Genomic DNA, 19,260 nt, shown 5'->3' on the forward strand with positions numbered 1-19,260 from the left:
ATGACGGAGATACAGTTTATCACGCAAACCAAGACTTTAATAGATGGACTCAAAAGCGTTTGCGCCAACTACGGACTGGGAAATGATGCTAGTGAATTCAATATTATTTCGCAGGTTTTTTTATATAAATATTTAAACGACAAATTTATACACGAAGCCAAAAAACACAATGAGGATTTGGCGAATGCAGAAGATTTTCAGAAAGCCTATGAAAATTTAAGTGAGGAAGACAAAAAATTTCTCTTCTTTAGAATAGGAAACAAAGCCGCAAAACTGCAACCCGAACAATTGATCACTTATTTGTTCAACAACTCTAACCAGCCCAATTTTGGAGATGCCATTTTTGATGGTACGCTTAGAAGCATCAGTGCAGAAAACATCGATATTTATTCCGTGAGTTCTGCAACGGGTGTTAAAGATAAAATGTTTGATGACATCAGTCTTTTTATTCGCGATGCTTCTCAACGTGATGCTTTTTGCCGTGCTTTGCTCAATAAACTGGTGAATGTAAGTTTCGAGAAAATGTTTACCGAGAAATACGATTTCTTTGCCACCATTTTTGAATATCTGATCAAAGATTACAACAGTGATAGTGGTGGTAAATATGCAGAATATTACACGCCTCACGCTGTAGCCAGAATTATGGCAGCTATTCTCGTGAACGAAGAAGTAAAAAGTGCCAAAGTATATGATCCGAGTGCAGGTTCGGGAACACTATTGATGAATATTGCACACGCCATTGGCGAAAAAAACTGCACCATTTTTTCAGAAGATATTTCCCAGAAATCTGCCAATATGCTTAGGCTGAATCTCATTCTGAATAACTTACAACATTCTATCCCGAATATTATTAAGGGAAATACGATTTTGCAACCTGCACATCTCGAAAAAAAGTTCGATTATATTGTTTCTAATCCGCCGTTTAAATTAGATTTTTCAGATTATCAAGCAGACCTTACCAAAGACAGTTTTAAAGAACGTTTTTTTGCAGGCGTTCCCAATATCCCGAAAAGCAAAAAAGAATCGATGGCGATTTATTTGTTGTTTATTCAGCATATTATGTACAGTCTCGATACCAAAGGTAAAGCTGCCATTGTAGTACCTACAGGTTTTATCACGGCACAAAGTGGAATTGAGAGAAAAATAAGAGAAGCACTGATAGAGCGCAATTGGTTACGAGGTGTAGTAAGTATGCCGAGCAATATTTTTGCGAGTACGGGAACCAATGTTTCTATTGTGTTTATAGATAAAGAAGCCGACAGCGAAAAGATAGTCTTGGTAGATGCTTCTAAACTGGGACAAACCATCAAAGAAGGCAAAAACCAAAAAACGGTACTTACCACAACAGAAGAACAACGCATTATAGATGCGATGAACCAAAAGAATGCAGAAGAAGATTTTTCTGTAGTGGTTACCAAAGAAGAAGTGATGGCTAAAAACTACAGCTTTTCTGCGGGGCAATATTTTGAGGTGAAAATAGAATATATAGAAATTACCGCAGAAGAATTTGCGCAGAAAATGCAAACTTATGAAAGCAATTTGAGCCAACTATTTGCAGAAGGAAATGAGCTAGATAAAAAGATTTTGGAGAATTTAAAAGGGTTGAAGTATGAGTGATTGGAAAAAAGTAAGATTATCGGATGTTGCCGATGTTAAACTCAGTAATGTTGATAAAAAAACCAATGTCGGAGAGAGACTTGTTCGGTTGTGTAATTACACTGATGTTTACAAAAATACTTTTATAAATTCATATAAGTCAAAAGATTTTATGATTGCTTCTTGCAATGATAATGAATATGAAAAATTTGTTCTTAAAAAAGGACAAGTTGCAATTACTAAAGATAGTGAAAAGAGAGATGACATCGGAATCTCCACTTACATTGCCGAAAGCTTTGATGATGTTGTTTTAGGCTATCATTTATCATTAATAACACCAATTGATGATAAACTTGATGGTAGATTCTTAAATTATTGGTTTAATACAAATCAAGCGAAAATCTATTTTGAAAATAACGCTGGTGGTAGTGGACAACGATGCACATTGCCAATAGATATTATTAAAGGGGTTCCTATTAAACTTCCTGATTTACCCACCCAACAAAAAATAGCCTCTGTATTATCTGCATTAGATGATAAAATAGAACTCAATAACCGCATCAATGCAGAATTGGAAGCGATGGCAAAAACGCTGTATGATTATTGGTTTGTACAGTTTGATTTTCCAAATTCCCCTCCTTTGGAGGGGTGGCAAAATTCAAAGAATTTTGACGGGGTGGTTGGCTACAAATCTTCCGGCGGAAAAATGGTGTACAACGAAACCCTAAAAAGAGAAATTCCTGAAGGGTGGGAGGTGAAGAATTTGTTTGAAGTTTGTAATGTGCAATATGGCTTTCCATTTAGTACAGAACACTTTAATGAAATTGGAAACGGCATTCCCGTTATTAGGATTAGAGATATTGTTGAAAATAGTGTAAGTAATTATTCTACAGAAAAAAGTGTAGACTCTAAATATGAAATTTTGAAAGGTGATTTACTTGTTGGAATGGACGGCAATTTTCATATTAATTATTGGACAAAAAATAATTGCTATCTAAATCAACGAGTTGTAAAACTAACCGAAAAAGAGTTACCTAATATTTATTTGAGATACCAAATAGAGCCTTATATAAAAGCAAGAGAAGCTTCTGTTTCCAGAACAACTGTTGGACATTTAAGTGATAAGGACTTAAAAGCTATAAATGTTTTAGTTCCACCTAAAGAAATAAAACTAAAAATTAAGAATATTTATAGTGATGTTTTAAATAAAATTATAACAAATAAAGAACAAAACCAAGAACTCTCTGCGTTGCGAGATTGGCTCTTACCCATGCTTATGAATGGGCAGGTGAAAGTGGGGTAGAGAAAAAGAACTAATAATTATGGAATTAAATTTAAAAAATAAGGTTTTAGAAGCTCTAAAGAATGATTACAATCAAAAAATCATAAATTCAAATGATTTTTATTTTCTCAAAGCACAAGAAGCATTGCATCATTTTTTAGAAATTAAACTAAATAATGAAACTGAAGAATATTTAATAACTCACAAAAAAAATTATGATGAACTAAAACAGTTATTTGAAGATTCTGAAGAATTAAATGAGTTCGGTAAAGCAATTTTTACTTTAATCTCTTATTGTGATTTAAAAGCTTATAAAAAAAATGATTTTAATTTATATGATGACAAAAGAGTTCTTGCACTTGCTTTTGTAAGAATGAATAATTGGGTAGAGCAACTTTTGACATATAAATTTGAAAATCAGCTATCAGAAGGATCTGTTAAAAATGCGATTGATTATTTACTCAACCCTATCGATAACTTTACGATGTTGAGTGAAAATCATCGGAGTCAAATTTCTGAAAACCTTTTTAAGAAAGAATATCATAAAAATACATTTAAAGAAGATTTTATAAATTTCTTTTCTGAATTATCGATAAATGTTAAAAATCCTTTAAATTATACACATTTACTAACTAGGATAAGCTATGATATAAGTTCTGAATGGAAAGAAAGTTTAATAGGAATTATGGCTTCTGATAGTACAGGTTGGTTAGAAAATTATGTAATGCAAGAAGATTATGATGTTTTTTGGAATTCAAAAAGACCTTCAGGAACAGATAAAACAATCAAACTATTAAAAGAATGTATTGCTGAAAACGGACATTTTAAGCTTTTTTATACTTCCTATTACAATGTAAATTATATTGCAGAAGTAATTGATGTTGTAGAAAGTGAAAGAGAATACATTAAAGCTGATTGGAATACAAATTATAGTAGAAGTTCTATTTATCCTAATTTTCAAGAATTAGCTGATAATAATAAAAATGCCAAGATTGTTTTTTTGATTAATAAATTTTATAAAGTAGAGCCCATTTCCCATAATCAATTTAAAATATATAAATCCTTCAAGTTTCCTACACAAGATAATTTAACTCCAATTGAAAGTTATATAACCAATTCTGAAAACATAAAAAAACAAATAATGAGCAGAGAAATTGACATTTTGGAATATAAAAAACAAATCATCTTACAAGGACCTCCAGGAACAGGTAAAACTAGGGAAGCAAAATTAATTGCAAAAGAAATATTAGGATTAAATTCTACTGATGATTTAAAAGACAACGAGCAGTTTAAACTTATACAATTCCACCCAAGTTATACTTACGAAGATTTTGTAAGGGGAATTGTAGCAGAGTCAAAAGATGATAAAATTGAATATAAAAATGTAAATAAAACTTTGGGTGAATTTGCAGAAGTCGCTTTGAAGAATTATACAACAAGTAAAGAAACTGGTATTGATAATAATTTAGATTCTTGGATTGACACTCAATTTGAATTATTTAAAGAAGATATTAAAGCACAACTTCCCGAAAATGAAATTCCATTGTCAGGAGATATTACAATTTATGATGTAGCTGATAATTCTTTCAAATATGGTAAAAATTGGAAAACAGCTTCGCATATTTTATTTGGAGAATTTAAAAGTCTTGTACGTGCAGTAATAAAAAATGAATTAGAATTATCTAATAAACAAATGGATAAAGAAAAATTCAGGCATGCACATTATAGATATACTTACTACAATGCATTACTGGAAAAGTTTTTTCAAGAATATAAATATGAATCTAGCGGAGAATTAATTAAAGAAAAAAAATACATCCTTGTAATAGATGAAATTAACAGAGCTAATTTATCTTCTGTATTAGGAGAGCTAATTTATGCTTTAGAATATAGAAACGAATCTGTACATTCACCTTATGGCATAAAAGATGAAAATAATAAGGTGAAAACAGAATTAATTCTTCCACCTAATCTTTATATCATCGGAACAATGAACACCGCAGACCGAAGTGTAGGTCATATTGATTACGCCATTAGAAGAAGGTTTGCTTTTGTGGAGGTGTTGCCGAAAGATTTAACTACTGAAATGAAAGAAGGAGAATTTTACACAGATTTGTTTTCCGCCGTTAAAGGTTTATTTACAAGAGATGAGTATCAAACAAAATCAGATTTTATCTCTCAAGAATTTGAGCCTAAAGATGTAGCATTAGGGCATTCTTATTTTATAGATAAAACTGAAGAAGGTGGAGATAAAAAAACAAGATGGCATTATGAAATAAAACCAATTTTGTTAGAATATGTAAGAGATGGGGTTTTAAAAGAAAATACTTTAGAACAAGTTATTACTATTGAAACTACATTTGATTTGAAGATATAATATTTATGGGCATCATTTTAAAAGAACATGTTTCTCGTAAATTAACGATTACAAAAGAAAAATCTCTTTTTGAATCTGAACGAGAAAAGCATTTGTTTTGTTCCTCAGATCAACCTGCAGAGATATTGCAACGTACTTTTAAAAAAGAACGAAGTAAAGAATATTTTTGTTTTAAAAAGCATCTCACTTCTGAAAAAGAAATCACCCTTTATTCTGATTATTTTGTTGGTGTAGATTGGCTTACAAAAGATAAAAGTCGGTATATTCAAGTAGAACCTAAGCTCAATAGTAAAGCTATAGAATCATTTGAAGAGGTTTTTGATAAAGAAATTGAAAATATTACTGATGATGAAATAGAACAGCTGAATGAAATAGCTAAAAAAGAAATAAAAACTTCAAATCAAGAATATGAAGTAGATGTGATTGGGATGCTTATGCAGATTATGGTTCATCCAGAAGTGTCAAAGCATACAGACCATTTATTGCTTATTGATTGGGAAGATAAAGAAATTGAAATCACTCAAAAACAAGATTTGTTAACCCCATTTTTAGTGGTTCAGTTTCTTCATTTACTAAAAGAAATTACCAGAAAAGGTTTAAAAAAATCTTACTATAAGAAGCAGGAAAATCTTAGAAATAGGGTAAAAGGGAAAATCTTAGTAGGTGAGCAAATCAAGCAAAATATTTTTAAAAACAGATTGACCAATACGATTTGTGAATATCAAGTATTTGGCGAAGATTCTTTAGAAAATAGGTTTTTAAATAAGGTATTTATATTCTGTACTAATTATGTAGAAAATCATAATATATATTTTAAAGGGAAAAATGATATTTCCTGGTTCATCAATTATATTCGTCCTTCATTTGAACATATTGGAACTGACATCAATATTCAAGAAATTAGAAATTACAAGCATAATCCTTTCTTCAAAGAATACAAAGAAGCGATTAAAATTGGGCAACAAATTTTAAAAAGATTCTCTTACAATATCACCAAAACTACAGAAGAAAAAATATCGACACCTCCTTTTTGGATAGATATGCCAAAAATGTTTGAATTGTATGTTTACGCTCAATTTTTAAAAGATAATCCAGAACTCCAAGCCAAGAATTTTAATTATCAGTTCTCCACCAATGGTAATGCTTTGGATTTTTTAATTTGTACTTCGGATGAAAAAATAGTAGTGGACACCAAATACAAATTGAAGTATAATTATAGTCAGATTCACGAAGATATAAGGCAAGTTGCAGGGTATGCTAGATTAAATAAAGTAAGAAATCAGTCGCCACTATCATCTGAAGAAGTACCTTGTTTAATTATTTATCCAAAGCCTATAGGAAGTGAAGTTAATACAAAACTTGTTATGGATCTTTTACTTGTAGAAAAGATTAATGCTTACCATGAAGTTTATAAAATTGGAATTAATTTACCCACTATAAAATGAACCTTATCAAAGTAACATCCAAACCCAGAAAATGCCATAAGTGTGGTAAAACAACTGTAGTGAAAATCCTTTATGGTATGCCAACAGAAGAGGCATTTAAACTTTTAGAGCAAGAAAAATTGGTAATCGGAGGATGTTGTATCACAGAAAAAAGTCCAGATTGGGCGTGTACAAATTGTAAAGTAGAATACATTAAAGTAAAATAATGCATCAGTACAAAGTAGCTTTGCTAGAAGACAATAAGAAGCAATTAGAAAAATTAGAATCTTACCTCACCAAAATTCCCAATGTAGAATTTGTACTGGTAAGTACAAGTTCTGATGATTTTTTTGAACAGCTAAAAAATAAGCATATTGAAATTTTACTTGCAGATTTGGATTTGGGAAATGATAGTATGACTGGGATGGAAGTGGCTCAAGAACTCAAAATACCCGTTTTTTTTGCAAGTATAAATACTGCAGACTATGTAGAAAATATGGAGCATCTAAAAAGAGATGCCGAAATTTGTATAGACCATATTACAAAACCCTTTACCGAAGAACAGTTTATAAAAAGCTTCAAAAGGTTTCTGCGCGAGGTAGATTTTTTTTCTAATTCTCAGTATGTTTATTTAGACTTCAATAAAACCAAGAGAAACAAAATTTTGATAGATGACATCGTTTATCTATGTGCAGATAAAGAACTTGGTTCTATATTCAATAACAAACAAATTTATTTTACCAACCGAACACCAGAAAATCTCATCGACTTTTCATTCTCTAAAATGGAAGAAAAAGGATTACTTTCTACGCAATTTATTACCATTCACAAATCGTTTAGGGTCAATAAAAAGCACATCCAAAAATACCATCCCAAAACGCAGGAAATAGAAGTTAAAGTTTTTCATAAAGCAAATATGACAGAAACCGTCAAGTTGTCAGTATCAGAAAACTATCAAAATGTCATTAAAAAAATAGTAAGTTAGGGATTTCATTACTCATTTTACCGCTGTTATTATTGCGTTCTCCATGATATGATTGGGGAACGCATTTTTTTGTTTTCTGGAATTTTTATTGATGTTAATATTTCATAACAAAAGTTAAAAAATGTTAAAATAAATAATGGAAACAAAAAACAATTTAAAAAAGAGAACCAACTTTGTAAAAAACGGTAACAGTGTATTAGATTCTTATATGAATAAAGAATTAGGAATTCTGATGAAGAAATTTGAAAATGACTTTAAAGAAAAATTGAAATCAGATTATTTTTCTATAAATCAAGAATTAGAATCCTTAAAAGCTGAAAATAAAGATTTAAGAAAACATCTATTTCAGTTAAAAGATAAAATACAAAGAATAAGAAATTATAAAACCATTAGCATTAATATCCAAAATGGAGATCATATCAAGGATTTGGGAACACAGCATTTCCAATTTGAAAAATTATCAAAATACGTGCAAACCAAAAACAATATTTTTTTAGTGGGTTCCGCTGGTTCTGGTAAAACCACTGCCGCCAGAAATATTGCAAAAGCTCTTAATATAAAATTCTATTTTACGGGAGCTATTAATAGTGAATATAAATTAACAGGTTTTATAGATGCACAAGGAAGGATTGTAAATACAGAATTTAGAAAAGCATATGAAAATGGAGGTTTATTTCTTTTTGATGAGATAGATGCTAGTTTTCCTCAAGCAATTTTAGCTTTTAATGCAGCACTAGCAAATGATTTTATGGACTTCCCAGATAAAAAAGTACAAAGGCATAAAAACTTCTACTGTATTGCAGCTGCTAACACTTTCGGAACTGGAGCAGACAGACAATATGTTGGAAGAAATCAATTAGACGCAGCAACTTTAGATCGTTTTATTACCCTAAATTGGGAAATCGACGAAACTTTAGAACGAGAATTGGCAAATAATCACGAATGGGTAAATTATGTTCAAAAAGCGAGGAAAGCAGCATCGAAAATAGGAGAGCGACATATCATTAGTCCAAGAGCATCTATGCAAGGGGCAGATTTACTTAGAATCGGGATTGATAGAAAGGAGGTAGAAAAAGATGTTGTATGGAAAGGTCTTGATGCTTCCAGGATTCAAATGATTAAAAACAATATGGGGTAATGAACAAATATTTAAAATTTGAAGATTTACATGATTTTTGGAATTTTTCTTTTAGAGATAGTAATTCATATAATAAAAGTTCAAGAGCTTATAAATCTGACTGGTACGGTAATGTTTCTTGGGAAGAAGCAAAAACTCTTGCAATTTCAGGTTGGATTGAAGGCTTGAATGAAATAAAAAAAATAAGTGTAGAATTATCAGAAATTATTGCCACTAAAATTGTAAGATATGAACCTGAATATGGAGTGGGAGGTGGAATAGTAGATGTAGGTGCTTTTTTAAGTAATAGCCCAGAATATTTCATGATTAAAAAACCTACTGAAAAAGAACAAGAAGGGAAAATTGTAAAATTAGTATGTTCTATATCATTTTCTGCTGCTATTGATTCAAAAGTTATTATACAAAGAGGAGCTATGGTTTGTGCATTAGCAGATGCAATAGAAATGTCGGGATTTAGATGCGAGATTATTGTTAATACAACATCATTCAGTAAAAGTAGAAAATTTGAAGTAGATGTAATTTTAAAAAAAGCACAACAATCTTTAAATATAACCGAATTGGCATTTTGTTTAGCCCATCCTGCCATGCTAAGAAGATTTATGTTTTCTGTTGCAGAATTAGAAGGTTGGGCAGATTATGCTCACGCATATGGTATCCCACATGAAGCTAAAGACAAAGGCGATTTATATATTAATGAAATATATAGCTACATAGTTCCAAATTCCCAAGCAATAAATTGGGTTACTGAACAACTGAAAAAATTAGGAGTACAAATTATTAATAACTAAAAAAATGAAAAACAAAATTACACCCCAACAAAATCAAAGCAATATGCAAAATGCAAACAAACGAACAAACGGAGTTAATAAGCAATATGCTCAAAATCAAGGAAACAGAGGGAAACAACTGAACCCAAATCAGAATAAAAATATTTTAAAAATTAAGCCATTAAATTAAATCAGATTTGTTTTCTTCAAATAGTGAAAATTTAAATCTTGTACCAAGGGTGTTTTGATATATTTTAACAAAAAACTAATCAATTTTCTATATCTAATTGCATTTAGCTATTGCAAGTTTGATTATTTTAAACGCTTTCAATTATAATCTACAATATTTGTATGAAATAATAGCAAAGCATATAATGTTGTTAGATAATATCGTAAATTTTGATTTATGAAAGAGAAAAATGACAATTATTATGAAAAGTATTGATAATACATACTTAATGATTTTTTGATAACACTTATTCAGTTTAATTAAAGCTTTTCATCATTTTTCTAATTATTAATATCTGTCTTTATTTTTATATTTCTTAATTTTTGTAAAATATTACATAGATAATCGGAATTTGTCCGATTATCTATTATTTTTTTTTCACATTTGAAGAGAGAATATAGAAAATCAAATTCTACCTATAAATCACATCCAATAATTCATCAAATTTTAGTTTCGCTATTGAAAGACTATAAAAACCGAATGACAAAATAAATGAACTGATAAAGCAAGAAAAGCTGCTATCTTTAAAGAAGGAATTATATCTTTGAAATTCAACTCTATTACCAGAATCTTTTTCCATTACCAATGTAATGTATGGTTTTGGTCATGTTTCGCCAGAATTTTAAACGTTCACAGATTGACTGTAAGTAGTTTTGTAAAAAGACAGAAATTAAGTTATTAGAAAAATTGCCTTTGTTTTGTTACAAAATAAAATAAAAATCACCTTTGTTTTGTTACAAAAATTTAGTAAATTTGGGTTTGTTTTATGATGAAAATGAATTTTAAACGACATATTTTTGATGAGTTGGTTCAATGGAAAAAGAGTTCCAATGCCAAACCGTTGATATTAAGAGGAGCTCGACAAGTAGGAAAAACGACCTTGGTTCGTAGTTTCGGGGAAAGTTATACCCATTTTATAGAACTTAATTTAGAAAAAAGTGAAGATGCTAGTCTCGTAGAACGGAGTAATAGTGTGCAGGAATTGGTCAATTTTTTGGCATTAAAAAATGAAATCTCTTCAAAAGATTTCCCCAATACACTGCTTTTTATTGATGAAATCCAAGAATCTGAAAAAGCTATTTCTTTTTTGCGGTATTTTTATGAGGACTTTCCAGAATTGAATGTCATTGCTGCGGGTTCTTTGCTGGAGCATACCTTAAAGAAAACTAAAAATTATCCGGTAGGTAGGATTAATTATCTGTATTTGTTTCCTTTAAATTTTCAAGAATATCTTGAAGCACAGGGGAAAAATAATTTGTTGGAACGATTTCGGAATGTTCCCGTTGACGACATTGCCCACGAACTTTTGATGAAAGAGTTCCACACCTATTGTATTATTGGGGGAATGCCTGAAATTGTTGCCAACTATGTTGCCAATCAAGATTTATTATCCCTTCCTCAGATTTATGAAAGTATTTGGAATACCTACAAAGATGATGTGATAAAATATGCAGATAGTAAATCGGAAGAAAATGTGATGAAACACATCGTAAATACCGCTGCATCATTTGTTGACCAACGGATTAAATTTCAAAATTTCGGACACTCTAATTATAAGTCGAGGGAAGTGAGCAAGGCATTCAATAATTTAGATGCCGCAAAGGTCATTCAGGTAATTTATCCTTGTACCAATGTAGAGCCGCCAATTCTTCCAGATTATAAAAAATCGCCACGATTACAATTTTTGGATACAGGAATTTTAAATTTTGATCTGAATATTCAAGCCGATTTGTTGCTAATGAAAGACCTTAGCGAAGCATACAAAGGAGCGATTATCCCTCATATTATCAATCAGGAAGTTTTGTCTTTGAATACTACGGATTACAAAAAGACTTACTTCTGGGTTCGGGACAAAACGCAATCATCAGCAGAGGTGGATTTGCTTATTGCTCACGGAAAATTCTTGATTCCTATTGAAATTAAATCGGGAAAAACGGGAAGTTTGAAATCTTTGCATCAATTTGTGAATCAAGCCCCTCATCAATTCGCAGTCAGAATGTATGGGGGAAAATTCAACATTGAAGAAACTGTTACACCAGAAGGGAAACCTTACTTGTTAATGAATTTGCCCTATTATTTAGGGACGTATTTAAAACAATATATCAATTACTTTATCACTAAATACAATGTCGAATAATTTTATTACCAATAATAAACAACAAAAAACACTAAAAGGAAGATTGAATACTTTGATTTCTATTAGTGATGAGCTGAAATTTCTGGTAGGTTATTTTTATTTTTCAGGATGGTCAGATATCTACTTAAGTCTTCAAAAAAATCCTCAACAAAAATTAAAATTGTTAGTGGGGTTACAAGTATGTAATTATTTAGGCACTCAAACGAAAAACTCCTAAAAACAGTGAAGTTTATAATGTTGATATTTTTCATAGGAGACAAGAGTTTTTAGATGATATAGATTCGGATATTCAATTATTTAAAGATATTCAAAAGCGACTGAAAGACTTAAAATTAGTAGAGAATGATCCTAAGCAGGAAGAAATTATAAAAAAAATAAAACGCCTTCTAGCTAATGAGCCGAACAGAAAAATTATTCTGTTTTCAGAATATGTAGATACAATTCATCATCTTGAGAAACGATTCAAATCAGAATTTAAGAATGAAGTATTGGTTTGTGATGGTAAAGTTTCAAAAGATTTAGCAAGACATTTAAACAGTGATTTTAATACACAATATAATAGGGGTTAAAAACAACTCATTTTAAAATATTATTAACTTCAGACAAGTTATCCGAAGGGTTTAATAGTATAAAGTCTTTATTTGTTAATTGATAATGAATTTAATAACCCGTAGTGCATTATAAAAAAGGTTACTCATAATACGAAAATTTCGTATATTGTATTGACTATCAATCTAATACACAACGAATAACCTAGATGCAATTTACGATTTTATTTTAAATGAATTAAGAAAATTAACCATCAAAGAAAATTTTTATTTCAAACCAATTAAACCAAAATTGAGTGATTTAGAACTTATTGCCATAAATATTTCTGCAGAATATTTATCAATAGACTCAGAATATCAGTTATTTAGATATCTTTCAAATTCAAAACTAAATGGAATGATAGAAAGAAGTGTTTATAATCGCAGGAAAAGAAAACTCTTCTTGCATCTGGAAAATATCAGAAGGATTATGGTTTATAGATTTCATGATATTTAAAGGATTTTTATTGTAGATTCAATGCCTTTAGAAATTTGCAAAAACGCAAGAGCAAACCGCTCTAAAATCTGTAAAGAAGATGAATTTTCATTTCCAAGCAAAGGATATTGCGCTTCTCAATCGAGTTATTATTATGGTTACAAATTACACGCTATATGTTCTGTTTCAGGAATATTTCAAAGTTTTGATATTTCTACTGCAAGCATTCATGATATCCATTTTTTACAAGACATAAAGCATCAAGTGAACAATTCCACATTAATTGGAGATAGAGGTTATTTATCAACTCAAGTACAAACAGATTTGTTCAATTATGCAAATATAAAATTAGATACTCCTATGAGAAGCAACCAAAAAAATTATCAAAAGCAGAAATATATTTTTACAAAATCAAGAAAGAGAATCGAAACGCTATTTTCTCAACTTTGTGATCAATTTAAAATCAGAAATAATTATGCAAAATCATTTAATGGTTTCAAAACCAGAATCTTAAGTAAAATCACAGCTCTGACTTTTATTCAATTTGTAAATGTTTTTGTATTTAATAGAAAAATGAACAAAATTAAAGTATCTTTAATTTAATAATGCACTACGAGTTACATTACAAAACGAATTGACAGAGACGATAATGGAAACAAAATTCATATGCTGGATATGTTTCAAATCTTAGAAGCATTTGATAAATATCGTGGTTCAGTAGAGAAGGTTGGAAAAGCGATTAAAGAACATTCTGCAAACACTTTATTAGATTTAATGAGGTTTTATGAAATAGTAATTTTCTGTTACATTACAGGAAATAATGATATGCATCTCAAAAATTTTTCGCTCATATTAAATGGTGAAAATTGGGAAATATCTCCTGCTTACGATTTGCTCAACGTTCAACTTCATTTACCTGAAGATAAGGAAGAATCTGCATTAACTATTGGTGGAAAAAAGAAAAAACTTTCCAAAAGCGATTTTATTAATTTAGGATTAAAATTAGGATTAAACCAAAAACAAGTGGAGAATACCTTTAAACGTTTTCTAAAATCAGAGAAGAAAATGTTATCACTCATTCATCAATCCTATTTAAGTAAAGGACATCAAGAAAAATACATCAAACTGCTCCAAAATAGATTGCTAATCTTTCAATAAAAAATTATATTTTTTTTTCACCGACAAATTTAATGTATGAAATAATACGCGTTAATCTTTAATTTTGATATTTATGAATTATTTTTCATGCATTAATAAATTAAAGAAAACGGCAAAAGAATAAAAAAGAAGACAATGTTCACGATCTTTTATCTGTACCTTATTTGTACCATAGAATTATAACTAATTGATTTTCATATATTGTTATTTTTGAAGAAGTGAAATAGAATTTACGACTCAAGGTTTCACTTGAACTGAAACCATGAATGAAATAGAACCGCTGTAAATGTAATGTTTACAGCGGTTTTTTATTTTTTTCTTCCGGAATATATTCTAAGATGTCTCCAGGCTGACAATCCAACGCCTTGCAGATGGCTTCTAAGGTACTAAAGCGAATGGCTTTGGCTTTGCCGGTTTTCAAAATCGAAAGGTTAGAAAGGGTCAGTTCTACCTTTTCTGAAAGTTCATTCAGAGACATTTTTCTTTTTGCCATCATGACATCTACATTTACAACTATCGGCATAATCTATACGGTTAAATCGTTTTCATTCTGTATTTCCACTCCTTTTTTAAAAATCAAGGCGATGACATAGACTACGGCAGACAAAAGGATGAACGCCTCTGCATCTACCCAAAAAGCTCTCAAATCCTTGAGGTTGTACCCTTGTCGCATTCCACTTTTTAAAATTTGCTGCCCAATAAAACTGATGATCCCAATCGAGAAAATGTAGTAACTAATTGCTGAAATTTGATTGGACACGAAGGTGTTAAATGGTTTTGATAGATCGATTTTGTGCATCAGCCGAACCAAGATGTAAAAGAGATGTACCTTGAGAATGGCAATGCACAGTACAAAGCTGTACATCCCAAAAAACCAGGCTGTATTTTGCTGATACAGAGCGGTCAGATCTAATTTTTCATACAAATTCCCCAACAAATCCGGCCGTATAAGGCTGAAGATAAAATTTACCACCAAACCACCGGCATTGATGCAAAGCCCAACAAAAATGATCCAAACCACGACTAAAAGTCCCGTGTAAATCATGTTATCTTTAGTTTCCATAAATCAAGTGTTTTCAAATATATTAAACAAAATTAATAAATATTTATTGAATAACAATAAATAAACAGCGTTTAACATTTAATCTGTGGTCTAATTATAACATGAAAACTAAAACTTATTTTCATTCGTCTTTTATTCTTATTCATCAAAATATTTCATTAACGATTGAATTTTAGGGTTTTACCTTTTTTTAATTCCTTCTATATTTTCTAAATTTATACGAACAAAACTAAAGCACAATGAAACCAAAACTTACGGAAAAAGACTTCAAGAACGCAGCTATTTCGTTAAATTGTGAAGTTGCCGCAATAAAAGCTGTTGCTGAAGTCGAATCGAAATCCGATGGATTTCTTTCTACAGATGAGCCTATTATTTTGTTTGAAAGGCATGTTTTTTCAAGACTCACCCGTCATTTGTACGATAGCACAAATCCCGATGTTTCCAATCGAGACCCTGGAGGATACGGAGCGATCTCTCGGCAGCACAAGCGACTGCAAGCAGCTGTAGCGCTGGATAGAAATGCAGCTCTGATGTCTGCTTCATGGGGAAAATTTCAGATAATGGGATTCAATTTCACATTGGCAGGGTACAACAGTTTACAACAATTCATTACTGCGATGTACACTTCCGAGGCGGCTCATTTGGATGCATTTGTTCACTACATCATCAACACTTTTATCGATGATGAATTGAGAGCGAAAAACTGGAAAGAGTTTGCCAGGAGATACAACGGTCCTGCTTATTCCAAAAACCTTTATGATAGTAAATTGCAAAAAGCGTATACTAAATTTAAAAACTTGGAATAGCTTAGAGACTGTTTAAATTTTATATCTAGATTTTTTTGTATAGATATTTAGATGGGTTTTGGGTTTTAAAATCGAAGTTTTAGCGGGCTGAAACAAAAATTTAAAATGCAAAATACGCTAAAGAGAATACAAAAAGGCAGATTAGAAAGATAAAAAAGATAAGAAAGATAAGAAAGATAAGAAAGATTATAAATATCCGAATTTTTATTCAGGTAAAATTTTAAACAAGCACTTAATTTAAGGTTGTGTAAAAATGTGAAATAAGGATGCATTCTCCATCGGAGTTGTGTTTTAAAACAAAAAAAACTTCTCATTTCTGAGAAGTTTTCGTGAGCGCGACAGGATTCGAACCTGTGACCGTCTGCTTAGAAGGCAGATGCTCTATCCAGCTGAGCTACGCACCCGTTTTCGTTTTTTTTAAAAGTACGATAACTTTTTGTCGGGGCGGCAGGATTCGAACCTGCGACCTCCTGGTCCCAAACCAGGCGCGATGACCGGACTACGCTACGCCCCGTATTTTTTTTTTGATGCGGAGGGTATGAGATTCGAACTCATGCGACACTTGCGCGTCGACAGTTTAGCAAACTGCTCCGTTAACCACTCCGGCAACCCTCCTTATTGCAATTTTTTAATGATCATCTGTTCCGTAATTGCGAGTGCAAATATAGAACACTTTTCCTTATTCGCCAAATTTATTTCCATATTTTTTTTCGTATTTTTGGTAATTAATAACTGTTAAAAAATTCATAAATGCGTAAGACATTATATTTCATAGGATTAGCAACTGTCGTGTTTTCCTGTACCACACAAAAAATTTATTACACTTATGATGCGAAGTCAAAATTAAAGTCCACGACTCCTCAAAAAACTGAAAATCCAAATCCAAAACCCAGCATTCAACATCAGGGTGATGTAGAGTTTTATAAAGAGAATATTGCCGATGCCAGTAAAAATAACAGTACGACCAGTTACGGATCTTTGGTTTCGGCAAAGCCAAAAGGTTATAAAGTGACCAAAAATTATTTTCCGGCTTTAGGACAAAATTTCAGACAGCGCTATATAATTTTACACTACACGGCTTTGGACGAAGAGAAGTCCGTTCGTGTTCTTTCTCAACAAGCCGTAAGCTCTCATTACTTAGTGAACGATACCAACAATGACGAAATCTATCAATTGGTGGATGAAAATAAAAGAGCATACCATGCCGGGGTGAGTCGTTGGAAAGGAGACTATAACCTGAACGACTCTTCCATTGGGATAGAAATTGTGAATCCTGGTTTTAAAACCGATGCTTCCGGGAAAAAAGTTTTTGTAGGATACAGCGATGCACAAATTAAGAAAGTGGCCACCTTGGTTAAAGATATTGCAGATCGTTACATGATGGCACCAACCAACATCTTGGGACATTCGGATATTGCACCTACCCGAAAGCAAGATCCAGGACCTTTGTTCCCTTGGAAAAAACTTTACGATGACTATCAAGTAGGAATGTGGTACGACGATGCGACCATGAAAAGCATTTTGAGCCAGATCAACCCAGAAGAATTTGTAACGCAGTCAGGACAAAGTCCTTTTATTTTCAAAGTGCAAACCGCATTGCAGCAATTCGGTTACGATATTGTACCAAGCGGATCTTGGGATAAAAACAATGTTAAAGTGGTTGAGGCTTTCCAGTACCATTTCAGACCAGCCAAATACGATGGGGTGGTAGATGCAGAAACTTGGTCCATACTGCAAGCATTAATTCAGAAATATAATACGACAAAATAATCATATTTTAAATATCTTTGTAGGACACATCTCGCAAGGTGTGTCTTTATTTTACTGTTCATCTTTTTATGATGAACGATTTTAAAAAAAATACTATTCTTATGGAAAATTTTAGAAAAGAAAGTGATTTTTTGGGAGAATTGCAAGTTCCTATTAACGCATATTATGGGGTTCAAACCCAAAGAGCCATCAATAATTTCAAAATCTCTGGGCAATTGCTGTCGTCCTACCCCGAGTTTATCAAAGGATTGGCTTTTGTGAAAAAAGCAGCAGCCAAAACCAATTACGAGTTGGGATTGTTGCCTGAAGCTCTTAATGTGAAAATAGCTGAAGCTTGTGATGAATTATTGGAAGGTCAATTTCACGATCAATTCCCAATAGATATGATACAGGGTGGAGCCGGAACTTCGGTGAATATGAATGCCAATGAGGTAATAGCTAACCGTGTTTTGGAAAAATTAGGAAAAGAAAAAGGAGATTATCAATTCTGTTCGCCAAACGATCACATCAACCTGTCACAATCCACCAACGATGCCTATCCAACAGCGATTAAGTTGGCTTTGTTGCAAATGAACGAGAGATTGGTAGAAAAAGTCATCAGTATTGTCGATGCTTTCAGGAAAAAAGGAGTTGAGTTCCAAGAGGTCATTAAAATGGGAAGAACCCAACTTCAAGATGCCGTTCCTATGACTTTGGGACAAGAGTTTGAAGCTTTCGCCGCCAACTTAGAAGAAGATATTGAAAAACTGAACAACAATGCCAAGCTGTTTGTAGAAGTGAATATGGGGGCAACAGCGATTGGTACAGGGCTGAACGCACCTTTGGGCTATGCCAAACTTTGTGCAGAAAATCTAGCTCAAATATCGGGTTATCCCATCGTTTCGGCTGCCAATTTGGTTGAAGCCACTCCGGATACCGGTTCGTATGTGATCTATTCATCAGCCATGAAGAGATTGGCGGTGAAATTATCCAAAATCTGCAACGATCTTCGTTTGCTGACTTCCGGACCTAGAGCCGGTTTGGCAGAAATCAACCTGCCACCGATGCAACCTGGAAGCTCCATCATGCCCGGAAAAGTGAATCCCGTAATTCCAGAAGTGGTGAACCAAGTCTGTTTTAAAGTGATTGGCAACGATCTTACGGTAACTTTTGCTGCCGAAGCGGGTCAGTTGCAACTCAATGTGATGGAACCGGTTTTGTGCCACGCCATCATGGAAAATATTCATTTCTTGTGCAATGCCATCGACACCCTTAGAGACAAATGTGTGGTGGGAATTACAGCCAACAAAGAGGCTTGCCTGAATATGGTGAAACACAGCATCGGGATTGTAACAGCCCTGAATCCGTACATCGGGTACAAAAACTCAACAAAAATTGCAAAAGAAGCATTGGAAACCGGGAAAAGCGTTTACGATTTGGTCTTGGAGCACGAGTTGCTTACTCAACAAAAATTAGACGAAATCTTGGATCCTGCTCATATGCTTACCCCACATAATTTTTAATCG

General features: G+C 32.1%; 16 protein-coding genes, 3 tRNA genes and 1 pseudogene. 15 read left to right on the forward strand and 5 right to left on the reverse strand.

All coding sequences use genetic code 11. From position 1 onward, the window contains the following. The 12 genes and pseudogenes from H9Q20_RS09560 (at window position 1) to H9Q20_RS09615 (ending at window position 14,116) form a co-directional block, all read left to right on the forward strand. On the forward strand, window positions 1-1,617 hold the full coding sequence (locus tag H9Q20_RS09560; RefSeq protein WP_187477601.1) for a class I SAM-dependent DNA methyltransferase: 1,617 nt from the start codon (window positions 1-3) through the stop codon (window positions 1,615-1,617). Beyond that, window positions 1,610-2,899, forward strand: coding sequence for a restriction endonuclease subunit S (locus tag H9Q20_RS09565; RefSeq protein ID WP_187477602.1), 1,290 nt, complete (start codon window positions 1,610-1,612; stop codon window positions 2,897-2,899). The genes H9Q20_RS09560 and H9Q20_RS09565 overlap by 8 nt, the downstream gene beginning before the upstream one ends. A 19-nt stretch (window positions 2,900-2,918) precedes the next feature. Beyond that, a complete protein-coding gene (locus H9Q20_RS13270; protein ID WP_187477603.1) occupies window positions 2,919-5,255 on the forward strand; it encodes an AAA family ATPase in 2,337 nt (778 codons plus the stop codon). Between the two features lie 5 nt (window positions 5,256-5,260). After that, the gene (locus H9Q20_RS09575) at window positions 5,261-6,700 is read left to right on the forward strand and encodes a 5-methylcytosine restriction system specificity protein McrC (RefSeq protein WP_187477604.1); all 1,440 of its coding nucleotides are present in this window, start codon (window positions 5,261-5,263) and stop codon (window positions 6,698-6,700) included. Beyond that, a complete protein-coding gene (locus H9Q20_RS09580) occupies window positions 6,697-6,906 on the forward strand; it encodes a hypothetical protein (RefSeq protein WP_187477605.1) in 210 nt (69 codons plus the stop codon). Before H9Q20_RS09575 ends, H9Q20_RS09580 begins: the two co-directional genes overlap by 4 nt. Continuing rightward, on the forward strand, window positions 6,906-7,664 hold the full coding sequence (locus H9Q20_RS09585) for a LytR/AlgR family response regulator transcription factor (RefSeq protein ID WP_187477606.1): 759 nt from the start codon (window positions 6,906-6,908) through the stop codon (window positions 7,662-7,664). Before H9Q20_RS09580 ends, H9Q20_RS09585 begins: the two co-directional genes overlap by 1 nt. 136 nt (window positions 7,665-7,800) lie before the next feature. After that, a complete protein-coding gene (locus H9Q20_RS09590; RefSeq protein WP_187477607.1) occupies window positions 7,801-8,802 on the forward strand; it encodes an AAA family ATPase in 1,002 nt (333 codons plus the stop codon). Then, window positions 8,802-9,590, forward strand: coding sequence for a hypothetical protein (locus H9Q20_RS09595; protein WP_187477608.1), 789 nt, complete (start codon window positions 8,802-8,804; stop codon window positions 9,588-9,590). The genes H9Q20_RS09590 and H9Q20_RS09595 overlap by 1 nt, the downstream gene beginning before the upstream one ends. 4 nt (window positions 9,591-9,594) lie before the next feature. Continuing rightward, window positions 9,595-9,759 carry a hypothetical protein gene (locus H9Q20_RS09600; protein ID WP_187477609.1) on the forward strand — a complete coding sequence of 55 codons (165 nt, stop codon included), beginning with the start codon at window positions 9,595-9,597 and terminating at the stop codon, window positions 9,757-9,759. Window positions 9,760-10,573: 814 nt separating this feature from the next. Continuing rightward, on the forward strand, window positions 10,574-11,935 hold the full coding sequence (locus H9Q20_RS09605) for an ATP-binding protein (RefSeq protein ID WP_187477610.1): 1,362 nt from the start codon (window positions 10,574-10,576) through the stop codon (window positions 11,933-11,935). Window positions 11,936-12,736: 801 nt separating this feature from the next. Continuing rightward, window positions 12,737-13,561, forward strand: a pseudogene (locus H9Q20_RS09610) (IS982 family transposase). Window positions 13,562-13,633: 72 nt separating this feature from the next. After that, a complete protein-coding gene (locus H9Q20_RS09615; RefSeq protein ID WP_262385505.1) occupies window positions 13,634-14,116 on the forward strand; it encodes a HipA domain-containing protein in 483 nt (160 codons plus the stop codon). Between the two features lie 295 nt (window positions 14,117-14,411). On the opposite strand, the gene H9Q20_RS09620 is transcribed toward H9Q20_RS09615, so the two are convergent. Both H9Q20_RS09620 and H9Q20_RS09625 read right to left on the reverse strand, forming a co-directional pair. Beyond that, on the reverse strand, window positions 14,412-14,639 hold the full coding sequence (locus tag H9Q20_RS09620) for a helix-turn-helix domain-containing protein (RefSeq protein ID WP_124640112.1): 228 nt from the start codon (window positions 14,637-14,639) through the stop codon (window positions 14,412-14,414). A 3-nt stretch (window positions 14,640-14,642) separates the two neighbouring features. Further along, window positions 14,643-15,179: a DUF2975 domain-containing protein gene (locus tag H9Q20_RS09625; RefSeq protein ID WP_124640110.1), complete on the reverse strand. Its 537-nt coding sequence runs from the start codon at window positions 15,177-15,179 to the stop codon at window positions 14,643-14,645. A 239-nt stretch (window positions 15,180-15,418) separates the two neighbouring features. Here H9Q20_RS09625 and H9Q20_RS09630 point away from each other — a divergent pair, with 239 nt between their 5' ends. Continuing rightward, window positions 15,419-15,985 carry an N-acetylmuramidase family protein gene (locus H9Q20_RS09630; RefSeq protein ID WP_124640108.1) on the forward strand — a complete coding sequence of 189 codons (567 nt, stop codon included), beginning with the start codon at window positions 15,419-15,421 and terminating at the stop codon, window positions 15,983-15,985. A 330-nt stretch (window positions 15,986-16,315) separates the two neighbouring features. On the opposite strand, the gene H9Q20_RS09635 is transcribed toward H9Q20_RS09630, so the two are convergent. The 3 genes from H9Q20_RS09635 to H9Q20_RS09645 all read right to left on the reverse strand — a co-directional run bounded on the left by H9Q20_RS09635 (window position 16,316) and on the right by H9Q20_RS09645 (window position 16,600). Beyond that, a tRNA-Arg gene (locus H9Q20_RS09635) sits at window positions 16,316-16,389 on the reverse strand. A gap of 35 nt (window positions 16,390-16,424) precedes the next feature. Then, window positions 16,425-16,499: transfer RNA gene (locus tag H9Q20_RS09640), tRNA-Pro, on the reverse strand. A 16-nt stretch (window positions 16,500-16,515) separates the two neighbouring features. Beyond that, window positions 16,516-16,600: transfer RNA gene (locus tag H9Q20_RS09645), tRNA-Ser, on the reverse strand. 135 nt (window positions 16,601-16,735) lie between these two features. On the opposite strand from H9Q20_RS09645, the gene H9Q20_RS09650 reads away from it, so the two are divergent. Both H9Q20_RS09650 and aspA read left to right on the forward strand, forming a co-directional pair. After that, window positions 16,736-17,755 carry an N-acetylmuramoyl-L-alanine amidase gene (locus H9Q20_RS09650; protein WP_124640106.1) on the forward strand — a complete coding sequence of 340 codons (1,020 nt, stop codon included), beginning with the start codon at window positions 16,736-16,738 and terminating at the stop codon, window positions 17,753-17,755. A 101-nt stretch (window positions 17,756-17,856) separates the two neighbouring features. Continuing rightward, complete coding sequence (aspA, locus tag H9Q20_RS09655; RefSeq protein ID WP_187477611.1) at window positions 17,857-19,257, forward strand: aspartate ammonia-lyase; 1,401 nt, start codon at window positions 17,857-17,859, stop codon at window positions 19,255-19,257. Window positions 19,258-19,260 lie beyond the last annotated feature (3 nt).

This window comes from Amniculibacterium sp. G2-70 (assembly GCF_014353055.1).
Taxonomy (GTDB): domain Bacteria; phylum Bacteroidota; class Bacteroidia; order Flavobacteriales; family Weeksellaceae; genus Amniculibacterium; species Amniculibacterium aquaticum.

Coding starts and splice junctions, on each gene's coding strand:
- H9Q20_RS09560 (WP_187477601.1), top strand. CDS start 1: ATGACGGAGATACAGTTTATCACGCAAACCAAGACTTTAATAGATGGA.
- H9Q20_RS09565 (WP_187477602.1), top strand. CDS start 1,610: ATGAGTGATTGGAAAAAAGTAAGATTATCGGATGTTGCCGATGTTAAA.
- H9Q20_RS13270 (WP_187477603.1), top strand. CDS start 2,919: ATGGAATTAAATTTAAAAAATAAGGTTTTAGAAGCTCTAAAGAATGAT.
- H9Q20_RS09575 (WP_187477604.1), top strand. CDS start 5,261: ATGGGCATCATTTTAAAAGAACATGTTTCTCGTAAATTAACGATTACA.
- H9Q20_RS09580 (WP_187477605.1), top strand. CDS start 6,697: ATGAACCTTATCAAAGTAACATCCAAACCCAGAAAATGCCATAAGTGT.
- H9Q20_RS09585 (WP_187477606.1), top strand. CDS start 6,906: ATGCATCAGTACAAAGTAGCTTTGCTAGAAGACAATAAGAAGCAATTA.
- H9Q20_RS09590 (WP_187477607.1), top strand. CDS start 7,801: ATGGAAACAAAAAACAATTTAAAAAAGAGAACCAACTTTGTAAAAAAC.
- H9Q20_RS09595 (WP_187477608.1), top strand. CDS start 8,802: ATGAACAAATATTTAAAATTTGAAGATTTACATGATTTTTGGAATTTT.
- H9Q20_RS09600 (WP_187477609.1), top strand. CDS start 9,595: ATGAAAAACAAAATTACACCCCAACAAAATCAAAGCAATATGCAAAAT.
- H9Q20_RS09605 (WP_187477610.1), top strand. CDS start 10,574: ATGAATTTTAAACGACATATTTTTGATGAGTTGGTTCAATGGAAAAAG.
- H9Q20_RS09615 (WP_262385505.1), top strand. CDS start 13,634: ATGTTTCAAATCTTAGAAGCATTTGATAAATATCGTGGTTCAGTAGAG.
- H9Q20_RS09620 (WP_124640112.1), bottom strand. CDS start 14,639: ATGCCGATAGTTGTAAATGTAGATGTCATGATGGCAAAAAGAAAAATG.
- H9Q20_RS09625 (WP_124640110.1), bottom strand. CDS start 15,179: ATGGAAACTAAAGATAACATGATTTACACGGGACTTTTAGTCGTGGTT.
- H9Q20_RS09630 (WP_124640108.1), top strand. CDS start 15,419: ATGAAACCAAAACTTACGGAAAAAGACTTCAAGAACGCAGCTATTTCG.
- H9Q20_RS09650 (WP_124640106.1), top strand. CDS start 16,736: ATGCGTAAGACATTATATTTCATAGGATTAGCAACTGTCGTGTTTTCC.
- aspA (WP_187477611.1), top strand. CDS start 17,857: ATGGAAAATTTTAGAAAAGAAAGTGATTTTTTGGGAGAATTGCAAGTT.